Below are 12,749 nucleotides of genomic sequence, written 5' to 3'. Positions count from 1 at the left end.
TTTGTCGGGTTGTTAAAGACTAGCGGCCAAAGATAAGGTAGGGTAAAAGAACCCGTTATCCTTAATTTTTCTTTTTTAGAGGTCATCGTTCATGGTTATCCGTACCGTCCCCCCCCATCCTGTTCCTGCTATTTATGATGTTTGCGCGGTAGGCAATGCCATTGTTGACGTTATTGCTGATTGCGATGACGCCTTTTTGGAAGAGCATGGCATTGTCAAAGGGTCGATGACCCTGATTGATGAAGCCCGCGCCGATTTCCTTTATAAAACGATGGGCCCTGGCATTGAAATGTCCGGCGGCTCCATCGCCAATTCGGCAGCAGGCATTGCCGCACTTGGTGGGACACCAACGTATATTGGTAAGGTTAAGGATGATCAGCTGGGGGGCATTTTCCGTCACGATATGCGCTCTTCTGGCGTCCATTATCCGACGACGCCTTCGAAGACAGGCTCTGCGACAGCGCGATGCTTAATCCTTGTAACGCCGGATGCGCAGCGCAGCATGAACACCTATCTGGGGGCTTGCGTTGATTTGTCGGCTGAAGACATTGACGCGCAGCAAGTGGCCAATGCTAGCGTGACGTTGCTGGAAGGCTATTTGTTTGATAAGCCCAAGGCGCAAGAGGCTTTTCGCGTTGCGGCTAAAATCTCGCATGAGGCGGGGCGACAATTGGCGTTGTCGCTTTCCGATACGTTTTGCGTGGATCGTCATCGTGAGGGCTTTCAGGAATTGGTGCGGGACGAGGTTGATTGCCTGCTTACCAACGAGTTTGAACTCATGTCTCTTTACCAAGCGTCGACATTTGAAGAGGCCATTGATGCAGCGCGTGCGCTTTGCAGCATCGTGGTGTGCACGCGTAGTGAAAAGGGTGCGGTCATTACACATGGGGCTGAGACCTATAAGATTGAGGCTGAACCCGTTCCGGTTCTCCTTGATTCAACAGGCGCAGGCGATTTGTTTGCGGCAGGCTTTTTGTATGGGTTCACGCATGGCCATGATTTACCGACCAGCGGGCGCATTGGCTCTATCGCAGCGGCAGAGGTCATTGGTCATTATGGTCCTCGTCCCCAGCATGATTTAAAAGAGTTGGTGAGAACCAAAGGCATCAAGCTTTAAGTTTCTGGTGCGGAACAAGTGTTGGGCGGCATGAAAATCTTTGTCTTAAAGTGCGTGACGAGTGCGGTTTTTGTTTTTTTGTTATCGGGTAGCTTCGCGCAAGCCGAGCCCTTGATAACAAAAAAAGGGGCGACCTCTGTTCCTTTTAAAGTAAAGGGGTATAGCGTTCATGTCGAAGCGCCTAAGGCTGAGGTGTGTTTGTCGTTCACACAGCCTTTTGATGAGACGGATCGCACCAAGATCGTGGCCGACCTTTCTATCAAGAAAAAGGGCAAGCTTAAAAAAATTGAGCCAGAAGATTTAAGCCTCACGTCACAAGATTTGTGTGTGCAGGGACTGGATCACCGTTCTTCCTATCATCTTGTCTTACGGGGACTGGAATCAAAGACGGGCGAGCCGATGGCATCGTCTTATACGCTGTCGTTTGTCGTTCCTGATCGCAAAGCCTCTTTGTCTTTTGTTGAGGACGGCACTTTGTTTGTCTTGCCGCGTCATATGAAAACAGGAGAGAGTCCAAACGAAGATAAGGCGCAAGGAGGAAAGGTTGACGGGATGGCGCATGTTTTGCGTTCCGTCAACATTCTGGCCACGCATTTGACCCTTTATCGTTTTGAGGATCGAAATACTTTTGCGGGCGCGTGGCAACAGTTTAAGCAGTCCCCTTTATCCCCCTCGGAAAGCCAGACTTTTGCGCGTGAAAAGGGAAAAGTCGTTTTCGAAAGCGATTTGGTTTTTGGTGATCGCCCGAATGAGGCTCAAACGCTTATTGCGCCTTTGCCTTCTGATGAGGCGTTGAAGGCTGGTCTTTATTATCTGGCGGCGACGCCGCGAGGAAAAGAGGGCGTGGCCCCCGCCCTTTTTGCGGGGCAATGGTTCTTGGTGTCGGATCTGCATGTTTTAAGCACGGTAGAAAAAGAAGGCGTACAGGCCATCGTCTCTTCTGGAGAGGGGGCGCAGCATTCGTCAACTGGAGCGACTGTGGCTCTTTGGTCGCGGGATGGCAAACTGGTGGCTGAGGCTAAAACGAAAGACGACGGCTCCGTTTTTCTGCCTGTTAAAGCCGAAGGTAAGGCGACAGGGCTTCTGCTTTCCGCGCAAAGCGACGCTGGCGCGTTGGATATGGCCGAGATTGCGCCTTCCCGTGTTTTAAGCGAAGAGGCGCAGGGCCCAAAGGCTACACTTTTGCTGGATCGAGATCGTTATACTTTCTCCAAGACCGCCATGGCCCTGTTGCGGCCACGGATGCCCATGGAACAAGGGAAGGAGGGGGAAGAAACGGTTCTTAAAGTTTTAGGGCCCGATTATCGCGTTTATAGTGAGCAAACGGTTTCTCCTTTCGAAAAAGAATCTGTCCATGTCGTTCCTGTGACCTTGCCCGTGAATGGGAAAGCGGGCTTATGGTTTTTATCATGGCAGAAAAAAGACGGGCAGGTTCTTGCTCAAAAAACATTTGCTCTTTCTCTTTCGGATCAAGAAGCTCACGTCAGTGTTAGCCTAAGTCGCGCAGGCGCCGACTTGTCCTTGCCCTTAAACCTAAGTATCCGCACGAATGATGAAAAAGGAAATGCCTTGCCCTATCAGGAAGGCGTTTTGGATGTTTATCCGGCGCGTCCTTCTCTTGAAGGGTGGGAGGCTTATCGTTTTGGTGTGACGGCGACGGCGCAAGAAGATAAAAACATCCATAAAATCCCCTTTATGACCGATGGAAAAGGAGAGGCTCGCCTCTCCCTCGATACAGGGGTTCTTGATCCAGCCCTTGATGCCCTTTCGTTTAAGGCTTCTTTGAAGGAGGGGGCTGAGTCCGCCCCTGTGACTGTGCCGCTTTGGCGAACCTCGCCGCTTATTGGCCTGCGCGCCTTGCCGGATGAGCGTCCCTTTGCTCAAAATGGCTTGGCGCAGTTTGATGTGATTGCTGTTGATCCTTCCCGAAAACGGGTTGAGAAAAATGATTTGTATTATGTTGTTTATGAAGAGGGGCGGAACTTCGAATGGTTCCCGTCCGAAGGTAACTGGGATTACAAACTTCTTCCCCAACACCGGCGCGTCGGTGGGGACGCTCTGGCCTTGGCCGCTTCTGGCGAAAATAAGGTGTCGTGGCCTGTTGCCACGGGGCGCTACCTTTTAGAAATTACGAATGCGCGTGGGGACGTTTTGGCGCGTCGGAGCTTTGAAGCGGGCGCACGAAGTGGACAAGCTGCCGACGCGGCCTTTGCAAAGAAGGCTAACGCGAAAACGATAGAGGAGCCCTCCGCCACGCAAACCCTTGGCGTTAAGATTGGCGCGGGTGCTTCCCTAACGGTTGGAGTTCCCACGGGGGTAACGGCGCAAATTAGCGCGATGGCGAAGCAAAAGCAGACTATGGCCAGAGCGGTTCTTTTATCCGATCAGTCCGGCAAAACGATTATCACGGAGCCTGTCCTTGTCGATGGAGAGGGCAAGGCGACCTTTCATGTATCAGCGCAGGAGAAGGGGGCCGTGACCCTCGCTGTTATGGCGTGGAATGATGACCAATGGGGGTGGGCCAAGGCGACAACCGAAGCGGCCCTGCCTTTGCAGGTTTCCGGCAATCCGCCCGACGTTCTTTGGCAGGGGGATCGCGCGCCGTTTTCTTTGATGATCGAAAACAACGCTGATGAAAAAGCTTTGTATAGTTATGAAATAAAAACGCCCCCCAAAGTGACGTTGATCGGGGCGACAAAAGGTAAACTCGATTTTCGTAAAAACAAGAAGCAAACGCTTCGTTTAACGCTGTTGGCGCAGGGGGAAGCGGACGGCCTCGTGCAGTTTAAACTCATTCACGCCAATGGCAAAATGCAAGAACAAGAATGGCCGTTGCGTGTTGTTCAAGGCGGCGTTTCCTTATTGACTTCCACGCCCTTTTCGGTGGAGCCCGACAAGATTTTCTCAAGTGAAAAAGGGGAGCAGGCGTTGCTGACCCCCTTGCCCGTTTCAGAATCGTTGATAGAGGCCTTAGCCGTTTTCGCGCAAGACGAGCCTCAAACGACAACGGAAATAGCGTTGTGGTTAGAAGCGGCGCGGCTTTGGAGCCAGCCGCTTGTCGATTTGGGGCTGTTCAGCTGGCCGTCTTTAAACGGGTTGATGGTCAAGCGGGAAGACGAATTGTTGCACAGGCAAAACGGGGATGGTGGTTTTGCGCCAACGCGTATGGGGGAGCCTAGCGATTTAGCCGGTACGGCCTATGCGCTTAAGACCCTTCCGGCGCGTTACGAGAAAAGCGGGAGCTTTGCAGCGGAATGGTTAGAGTCCAAGGTTAAAAACACATGGTTTGATGAAAACGAACGCGAGGCACATGCGCTGGCGTTTGAAGCGTTGGCGCAAAAGAAGCGCATCGACATATCGGCTCTTCGCTATTTTGCCGAAACCAGTCAAGATAAAACCCTCAACAGCGCTACGGCAGCAGCGCTGGCACTCGCCCTCAGATTAGGCGGGGACGAAGCCGAGGCGCAGCGGTGGGCGGAGCGGGGCAGAAGCACTCTTGAAAGCGAACCGGAAAAAGAATCTTCATCAGCGGGCGCTGTGCTGCGCCTGCTGGCGCTTGATGAGAAAAATGATTTTGACTCCCTTAAGAAAACAGTCGCAAGCCTGAAGCCTTTTGCTGTGCAGGTGTCTTTTGAACAACGCGCCTCTTTCTTGACAGGCTTTGCGCTGACGGCGTTGCGCGCGGGATCTTGGCGTCTTCAGGTTAAGGGGACGGACGAGAAGTATTACGGCGTCCATGCCTTCTCCTTTACGCCAGAGGATAAAAAAGGGCTCACGTTAAAGAACGTCTCGTTACGCCCTCTGTATGGCCTTGCTCTTTCGTCTCAAGATAAAAAGAAGAAGATGAAGCTGGATACGGTGGGGACAATCAAGCGAAGTGTTTACCAGCTGAATGGCGAGATAATGGAAGAAGGGATGCCCTTGAAGGTTGGCGAGGTTTACGGACTCGTTCTTCAAGGAAGTGACAAAAAAGAAGGGGCTTCGCCGATGCGGTTAACATGGCCTCTGGATTCGGCCTTTGCGGCCATGGTGCCGTTATCGGGTGATCCTGCCGTTATGAAAGGCCTTGCCGCCCCGTGGCTTGAGGGTGATTTTGCGCCGCTTTCTTCGGTAATTATAGCGGCAACAGGCGTTAGCTTTACGCTAGACCCAACGGGCAACTGGCAAACCATGATCATGATTAAGCCCTTGCGTGCTGGGTATTACATCCTTCCTTGGATGAGGGCGCGAGGCGAGCAGGGCGTGTTTTCCTATTCGCAGAATGCCTTGGGCTTTCGTGTGGAGTAGGTGCGGCTTCTTTTAGGTGATCCCTTTGGCACGAAGATGAGGGCCATAGGCGCGGTCGCAAGAGACCGAGTGGACAAGAAGCCAGCATTTTAAAAAAACAAGGATTTCTTGTGACAAGCTATGTGTAAGTTTCTCTTCTGCCTTGGTATGGAATTCCATCAGTTGTTGCCTTAACCTGTCATGTTCATCCCTATGTTCATGAAAGGAGGGATAGCCCGTTGCCAGCATATGCTCTTCTTCATGAGAAAAAAGCGTTGCCGTATAGGCGATAAGATCATCGAGTAGGCGGCTTATGGTTGTTTCCCCTTTCTCCATTTGAACGGAGTCATAAAACGAATTGAGAAGAGTTAGCAGTTTTTTTCTCTCGCCATCCAGAGACTCGATGCCCGTACTGATATCGTCGCTCCAGTTTATAAAAGCCATGGTATCCTCGCTTAAAAGAAAGCAGGCCCCCATTATAGCAGGAAAAGATTATATATTTTGTTGATGTAAGTCATTCTCGCGCATGGCTTGACCTACTAAATAGAACGAGCCGCATATCATCGTACGCGAAGGTGTGTTGTTTAAAGAGGATAGAGAGGCTAAACTTTTTTTCAAAGAAATTTCTTCGCAGCAATCTTTTACACCAAGTCTCATGCCATGGTCTGCAAGTGCCTTGGCGCTGTGGGCTTGTGTCTCGCCTTCAACGGTTAGCGTGCGGATGCGTCGGATAAAAGGAAGCAGCGGCTTTAAAAACTCTTCCGGATGTTTTGTTGCCAGCATACCGAGAATAAGATCGATGGGCTTCCCATCGGTATGTTGCCATTTTTCTATTTGCGCGGCCAGAACCTCGCCCGCGGAATCGTTGTGGCCGCCGTCCAGCCATAATTCTTCATCGCGCTTCAAACAATCGACAAGGGTTCCTTCGGTCAGGCGTTGCAGGCGGCCTTGCCACTCCACGCCTAGCATAGCTTGCCGGATAGCATCGTCATCAACGGCAAACGAAAGCGCTTGCACGGCGCAGGCAATGGCAAGGCCCGCATTTTCCAGTTGATGGTCGCCCAGCAAAGCGGGACGCGGAAGATGGCAAACGGTACGTGCCTCGCTAACAAACCGGAAATGATCTTCATCTTCCACTTCAACGTGCCAATCGCGTCCGCCCATCAACAGCGGCGTTTGCAGCTGCGCGGCATGCGCCTCTAACGCTTGCTGCGCTTCGGCGGACGGTTGCTTTGCAACAAAACATGGCGTGTGGGGGCGCATGATCCCCGCCTTTTCCCGCGCAATCTCCGCCATCGTGTTGCCCAGATACTCGCGGTGATCGAACGACAGCCGCGTGATGAGGCTGGCCTTGGGGGCTGGCACGATGTTGGTGGCATCCAACCGTCCGCCTAGGCCAACCTCTAACAGGCTGACGTCGGCGGTGTGCCGTGAAAAGGCGATCAGTGCGGCGGCGGTGGCGGCTTCGAAAAGGCTCAGGCCGCCTTCTTCCGCTTTATCTTCTATTTCCGCCAAAACGGAAGATAGTTCCTCCTCACTAATCAACGATCCAGCGATGCGAACCCGCTCATGAAACCGCACAAGGTGAGGCGAGGTATAGACGTGGGCGCACTTTCCTGCGGTCTCGATCATCGCTCTTAAAAAAGCGCAGGTAGAGCCTTTGCCGTTGGTTCCCGCAATCAGGATCGGGTGGGGCAGGCTCTTTTCCGGCGAGCCAAACGCCGCCAGCAAATCGATGTAGGGTGAGCGTAGTCCCAGATCGATATCCTTGCCGTGTGTTATTCTAAAGCGCTCAAGGCGTGTTGTTGAAGAAAGAACCATACGCGGGGCAGCCGCGTTATTTCCGGCGTAGCGGCAAAGTGCGCGCGCCGTGAGGAAACGGGCCAGCAGGCGCAGCCACAGCGCCCTTGTTCTTATTCGCGGAAGGCTTTCCCGTCAAAAGGCCAAGAATGCGAATAAGCGTATCGCGAAGCTCGCTGCGCGTCACGACGATATCCACCATGCCGTGATCCAACAGATATTCCGAACGCTGGAAGCCGGGGGGCAGCGTCTCGCGAATGGTGCTTTCGATCACGCGCGCGCCAGCAAAACCAATCTGCGCGTTTTTCTCGGCGATATGAATATCACCCGTCATGGCAAACGAAGCCGTCACGCCGCCCGTTGTCGGGTCGGTAAAGACAACGATATAGGGCAGCCCCGCGTCCTTGACGGACTTGGCGGCGATGATGCTGCGCGGCATTTGCATCAGGGACAGAATGCCTTCTTGCATCCTCGCGCCACCCGAAGCCGGAATGACGATCAGAGGCGCGCGGGCGGCCACGGCGCGCCCCGCGGCGGTCACAAGGCCCTCGCCAACCGCGATGCCCATCGATCCGCCCATAAAGGCAAAGTTAAAGGCCGCGATAATAACGGCCTTCCCACCCATCATACCCTCGGCCACCATGATGGCATCATTCTGACCTGTCTTGCTTTGGGCTTCTTTCAGGCGTTCGCTATAGCGTTTCTGGTCACGAAACTTAAGAGGATCGTGCGTGGCTTTGGGCAGCGCGATCAAATCATAAGCGCCCTCATCAAACAGCATCTCCAGCCGCTTGGCGGGCGGCAGGCGCAGGTGAGCGCCACAATGGTGGCAGACGTTAAACTGCTCCTCCAGCTCGCGCTTAAAGAGCATGGCGTTGCAGCCCGGACATTTTTCCCACAGGTTGTCCGGAATCTCTTTTTGCGCGCTGACAAGGGCGCGGATTTTGGGGCGGACAAAGTTTGTAAGCCAGTTCATGGGCGGCATGCTACGGGTTGGCTTCATAAAAAGCAAGAGTTCAGCGCGGTGTTGGGGCTAAACGCTGATCACCACTTGCTTTGGCACGTTTAATAAAAGCCGCTTTTTTGGCTTCACAGGGAGTATCAACAGGGGTGAAGGTTTCTCCGCCAATGGAAACGGATGCCTGTTTTATCGGCGCATCGGTGGCGACGGAGAGGTAAAGTTCCTTTTTTTCTTTCTGGTTCCATGTCCCATCCGGCATTAAGGCGACTCCAGTTAAAACCAGAGTGTTTTCATCACGGCAAGATAAATCCGTGTCTACGTTGGACGCGTACCACTGACCCTCTATTTTATAGGCTGTATAAACGGCTTTCTCACCGAATTGGGAAACAGAAACTGTCCGGCTATCACCATCTGCCGCTAAGGTTTCTCGCGCTGTCGTGCCAAGGTTGATTTCTATTGAGCCGGCAGGGGAATTAAGGAGAGCGGATGAGATATGTCGTTCCATTTGGTTATTGAGCAAGGCGATCCCCCCCATAAATGCCATCACTCCCCCCACAACCGCCATACAATATGGACCTTGAGATACCCTCTTATGGTGTAGAGCTACATTGCCCGCGAGCATTACAAGCCCAGTCAAGGTTGCGTTGGCCCCCAATCCCCACGGTGAGGCAAGTCCACCACCAATAACAGCGGCGTTAAACAGGAGGGGGACTTTAGGGTCGTATCTGTCATTCATGAGGGCCAGCGCTCTTTCCCCCATCTTTTTTGCGGCCTTGCCAAAAGAACGAAGAAGCGTATCGGATGAAGTGGTTGTCGTCATAATCCATGGTTCCTTGTTAAAAACGGTTATTTAAGTATGACCTTATGTCTTGTGTTATAGCCTTTGCTCCCTCTTTCACTCAACTTACTCTTTTACTTTCATCGCCTTTTTTATTTTTATAAAACATGGTTAACGCGTTAGGTCTTGTTTCTATTCTCCCCTTTCGTCATCCCACCCACCGTCCCCCCCAGCCGTCATCCCAGAAAACTTTCTCTTCGCGCCGCCACGCTCCCACCGTCATACCGGCGAAAGCCGGTATCCAGTTTTCCTCTCCGCCATCCCCCTATCATTCATTCATCGCCCAGTCTTCTGGATCCCGCATCACGCGTCTGACGCTTACGCGCCATCCGCTGTGCGGGATGACGCAAAGGGACAAACCGCCCAACAAAAAAGGCCTCGCGTCGCCACGAAGCCTTTCCTTCCCTGAACTCTGCGCTCTGGCCCCTGAACTCTGATCCCGGACACAGCTCCGCGTAGCAATGTCAATAGAAGAAACGTCCCTGTGAGTCAAGGGAAAAATATAGTTAAGGACATTTTTTAGTATGATATATATCAGCACGTTATATATATGGTGGGGAAATAAGCCTGTTTTTTCTAAAAACAGCGAGGGCGAAAAGGACTTCCCCCTTATTTTAATGTCCAAAGGAAGAAAAACTGATAATCTCTCCCTGTTCACCCGCGCAACAGAGAGATTATGGCCGTTTCTGAGCGACTTCACCTTATCATCGAAAGCAAGCCTTGGGGCGAAATCAAGGGGCTGAAAAAGCGTCTTGAGCAAGCAACGGCGCTGACGCTGGCGGTTTTGCCGGAAAGACTTTTGCCCGCCGCCTCCCGCGCCCAGCTGACACTTCTTCTCACGACGGCGCATGCTGTTCAGGTTCTCAATCGGGATTATCGCGGGGTTGATAAGCCAACGAACGTCCTTTCTTTCCCTCAGCTTGAGCGCCGCGCCCTTCTTAAGGAACAGGCGGGGCAAGACCCCCTTTACGTTGGCGATATTGCTGTGGCTTATCAGGTTGTGCTAAAGGAAGCCAAGGCGGAGGGTAAGCTGCCTTTGGATCATCTCACGCATCTTCTTATTCACGGGATACTGCATCTCTTTGGGTATGATCATGATACGCCTCGGCGGGCGCAGCTTATGGAAAAGATAGAGCGCGAAGTGATGGCAACCTTGGGGTTGCTCGATCCTTATGCGGCTATGGACGACGACGATTAACTTGCTTGAAAGCGTGTAACAAAAAACAATGAGCGATCCCCTTATAAAGACGGCTGTGGCGGCGGCCGACAAAGAAGAACCGCCGAGTAGGTTATCGCGTTTGTGGCGGCATGTGCATGGCCGCTGGCGCGGCACAGCCGAAGTTCAAGCGCTTCATGAAGCTGTGGACGAATTGATCGAAGATTCGTCCGATGAGGGTGGTGCGCCGACAGCCGAGCGCGTTTTTTTGGACAATGTTTTATCGCTTAGGGACAAAGAGGTCGGGGATTGCATGATCCCGCGCGCGCAGATTGTTGCGATTGATGTGGAAAGCCCGCTGGATGAGCTTGTTGCGCTGATGGCCCAACATTCGCACAGCCGCATCCCCGCTTACCGCGAAACGCTAGATGATGCGATTGGCATGGTGCATATGAAGGACGTGATGCCCTGTCTGGCTGAGGGAAAAGCGTGCCGCATTCGCGATCTCTTGCGTCCGATCCTGTTCGTTGCGCCCTCGATGCCCGTTTCCAAACTGTTGATCCAGATGCGCCAAACGCGGCAGCATATGGCCATGGTGGTGGATGAATTCGGTGGTATCGATGGCCTTGTGACCATCGAAGATTTGGTTGAAGAAATTGTCGGCGAGATTGAGGATGAGCATGACGCGCCCGTCACGGCGTCTGTTATCACGCGCAATGACGGCTCTCTTTTGGTGGATGCCTCGATGCTGATTGAAGATTTTGAATCGCGGGTTGGTCCCTTGCTCACGCAGGCCGAGCGTGAGACGATTGATACGCTGGCGGGCTACGTTTTCCATCTGGCGGGGCATTTACCTGCGATTGGTGAGACGGTGGCAGGCGCTCAAGACCTTATGTTTGACATTCTAGAAACCGATCAAAACCGGATCAAGCGCGTGCGCGTGCGTGGCCTAAAACGCAGCGACGTGTAAGGGGGGATAAGAACGCCGGTGTTTTCTTTTTTGTGTAAAACCACCGCGTTGACGATAAGGCCGCGCTGTCTATGGGCATTTATCATGGGCGCTTTGGCGGCCTTCGCCTTTGTGCCGTTTGGCGTGACCCCCGTTTTGTGGCTCTCCTTTCCCGCTTTGTTTTTACTGCTGCAAGGAACGCGCCGCGACCGCGAGGCTTTTGCCGTGGGATGGAGTTTTGCCTTTGGCCTTCTGGTGATCTCCCTTTACTGGATTGCGGGCGCTCTTTTTGTCGACATCAAAAGTTTCTGGTGGGTCTTGCCCTTGGCGCTCGCGGGCTTGCCCGCGCTTTTCGCCATCTATTATGGCCTTGCGGCGATGCTGGCGCGGCGCTGGGGCCTTGCGCGGGGGGTGGACGTTTTCTTCTTCGCCTTCTGTTGGTTTTTGGCGGACATGGCGCGCGCCCACCTTTTGACGGGCTTTCCGTGGGATATTATGGGCTATGTCTGGGCGGACACGCTGCCTGTTTTACAAAGTGTCAGCGTGATCGGTATCGATGGGCTGACGTTGGTCACGCTTATCCTTGCGACGTTGCCCGCTTTGTTCTTTGTCCTCCCTTCGCGCAAGGCGGCGTGGCTGGCGTGTGGTCTTGGCCTTGTTGTTTTGGCGGGGATGAGCGGCGCGGGGCAGTTGCGCCTTAGCCGCGCGGGTCACGGCGTAGAACCAACGGTTCGTCTGCGCTTGGTGCAGCCCCATTTAGCGCAGGCGATGAAGTGGGAGCCTGAAAGGCGCCTTGCCAATTTTCAAAACCTGATGCGCCTCAGCTTTGAGACTAAGGGCGAAAAGCCTGTGACGCATATCCTGTGGCCAGAAACGGCGACCGCCTATTACCTGACGGAAGAAACCGCCATCCGCCAGCGCATTGCGCAGGCGATGCCCAAGGGCAGCGTTTTGATCACAGGCGTTGTGCGTCGTGCGCCTAATAACGAAGCGAAGACGCTTCGTTATTATAATGCGCTGGTTGCGATGGATGATAAGGGGACGTTGATCGCGGGCTATGACAAGTTTCATCTTGTGCCCTTTGGCGAATACATGCCGCTCCGCTCTGTCATTCCCTTTCGGGTTATCACGGCGCTGGGCACGGACTTTACGGCGGGTGAGGGTGCGCGGACTCTTCGCGTGCCAAACCTGCCGCCTTTTAGTCCTTTGATTTGCTATGAGGCGATTTTCTCTGGCGAGGTTGCCGAGAAAGAGGATCCCCCCCGCTTCCTTTTGAACGCGACCAATGACGCGTGGTACGATGGTACGATAGGCCCCGCGCAACATTTTATGATTGCGCGCGTCCGTGCCGTTGAAGAAGGTATCCCACTTGTCCGTGTTGCCAATGGCGGAGAGACAGGGGTTGTAGACTCCTATGGTCGAATCACGGCGCTTATCGGAGCGGATCAAGAGGGCGTTTTGGATGCCGATTTGCCCGTGGCCGCTGAACAAAGAACTCTCTTTTCAAAGAGGGGGGACTACCTTCCTTTCTTCCTTACCCTTATCTTATTGACTTTACTGAATTTAATAAAAACCTGCGCCAGCGCAGGAAGAAAGCAGAATAACCGCGCGTAAAACAGGCTTTTATTTTCAAGTGGAATCACGCATACAACCGCGTGCTTA

General features: G+C 53.3%; 9 protein-coding genes. 5 read left to right on the top strand and 4 right to left on the bottom strand.

Annotation, left to right across the window (positions count from 1 at the left end; all coding sequences use genetic code 11):
- Window positions 1-91: 91 nt before the first annotated feature.
- Window positions 92-1,117, top strand: a complete 1,026-nt coding sequence (locus tag WC612_00805; protein ID MFA6279317.1) for an adenosine kinase — start codon at window positions 92-94, stop codon at window positions 1,115-1,117.
- 30 nt (window positions 1,118-1,147) lie between these two features.
- Entirely contained in the window at window positions 1,148-5,404 is a 4,257-nt protein-coding gene (locus WC612_00800) for a hypothetical protein (protein ID MFA6279316.1), read from the top strand.
- A gap of 12 nt (window positions 5,405-5,416) precedes the next feature.
- Here WC612_00800 and WC612_00795 read toward each other — a convergent pair whose 3' ends face one another.
- The 4 genes from WC612_00795 to WC612_00780 are packed head-to-tail and all read right to left on the bottom strand — an operon-like array spanning window position 5,417 to window position 8,964.
- Complete coding sequence (locus WC612_00795; protein MFA6279315.1) at window positions 5,417-5,827, bottom strand: bacteriohemerythrin; 411 nt, start codon at window positions 5,825-5,827, stop codon at window positions 5,417-5,419.
- A gap of 48 nt (window positions 5,828-5,875) precedes the next feature.
- Entirely contained in the window at window positions 5,876-7,204 is a 1,329-nt protein-coding gene (locus WC612_00790) for a folylpolyglutamate synthase/dihydrofolate synthase family protein (protein ID MFA6279314.1), read from the bottom strand.
- Window positions 7,205-7,220: 16 nt separating this feature from the next.
- Window positions 7,221-8,159, bottom strand: a complete 939-nt coding sequence (accD, locus tag WC612_00785) for an acetyl-CoA carboxylase, carboxyltransferase subunit beta (GenBank protein MFA6279313.1) — start codon at window positions 8,157-8,159, stop codon at window positions 7,221-7,223.
- Window positions 8,160-8,199: 40 nt separating this feature from the next.
- The gene (locus WC612_00780) at window positions 8,200-8,964 is read right to left on the bottom strand and encodes a hypothetical protein (GenBank protein MFA6279312.1); all 765 of its coding nucleotides are present in this window, start codon (window positions 8,962-8,964) and stop codon (window positions 8,200-8,202) included.
- A gap of 694 nt (window positions 8,965-9,658) precedes the next feature.
- Between WC612_00780 and ybeY the strand changes: the two genes are divergently transcribed.
- The 3 genes from ybeY to lnt all read left to right on the top strand — a co-directional run bounded on the left by ybeY (window position 9,659) and on the right by lnt (window position 12,701).
- Window positions 9,659-10,180, top strand: coding sequence for an rRNA maturation RNase YbeY (gene ybeY, locus WC612_00775; protein ID MFA6279311.1), 522 nt, complete (start codon window positions 9,659-9,661; stop codon window positions 10,178-10,180).
- Between the two features lie 28 nt (window positions 10,181-10,208).
- Window positions 10,209-11,108: a hemolysin family protein gene (locus WC612_00770; protein MFA6279310.1), complete on the top strand. Its 900-nt coding sequence runs from the start codon at window positions 10,209-10,211 to the stop codon at window positions 11,106-11,108.
- Between the two features lie 84 nt (window positions 11,109-11,192).
- Window positions 11,193-12,701 (top strand): apolipoprotein N-acyltransferase, encoded by a 1,509-nt coding sequence (lnt, locus tag WC612_00765; GenBank protein ID MFA6279309.1) that lies wholly within the window; start codon window positions 11,193-11,195, stop codon window positions 12,699-12,701.
- The last annotated feature ends 48 nt before the right edge of the window (window positions 12,702-12,749 follow it).

The organism is Bdellovibrionales bacterium (genome assembly GCA_041662785.1).
In the GTDB taxonomy this organism is placed as follows: domain Bacteria; phylum Pseudomonadota; class Alphaproteobacteria; order UBA9219; family UBA9219; genus UBA8914.
This window is presented reverse-complemented; position numbering and strand designations above follow the sequence as displayed.

Bases quoted from the DNA above. Each gene is read 5' to 3' on its own strand.
- WC612_00805 (MFA6279317.1), top strand. From the start codon at position 92: ATGGTTATCCGTACCGTCCCCCCCCATCCTGTTCCTGCTATTTATGAT.
- WC612_00800 (MFA6279316.1), top strand. From the start codon at position 1,148: ATGAAAATCTTTGTCTTAAAGTGCGTGACGAGTGCGGTTTTTGTTTTT.
- WC612_00795 (MFA6279315.1), bottom strand. From the start codon at position 5,827: ATGGCTTTTATAAACTGGAGCGACGATATCAGTACGGGCATCGAGTCT.
- WC612_00790 (MFA6279314.1), bottom strand. From the start codon at position 7,204: ATGGTTCTTTCTTCAACAACACGCCTTGAGCGCTTTAGAATAACACAC.
- accD (MFA6279313.1), bottom strand. From the start codon at position 8,159: ATGAACTGGCTTACAAACTTTGTCCGCCCCAAAATCCGCGCCCTTGTC.
- WC612_00780 (MFA6279312.1), bottom strand. From the start codon at position 8,964: ATGACGACAACCACTTCATCCGATACGCTTCTTCGTTCTTTTGGCAAG.
- ybeY (MFA6279311.1), top strand. From the start codon at position 9,659: ATGGCCGTTTCTGAGCGACTTCACCTTATCATCGAAAGCAAGCCTTGG.
- WC612_00770 (MFA6279310.1), top strand. From the start codon at position 10,209: ATGAGCGATCCCCTTATAAAGACGGCTGTGGCGGCGGCCGACAAAGAA.
- lnt (MFA6279309.1), top strand. From the start codon at position 11,193: ATGGGCGCTTTGGCGGCCTTCGCCTTTGTGCCGTTTGGCGTGACCCCC.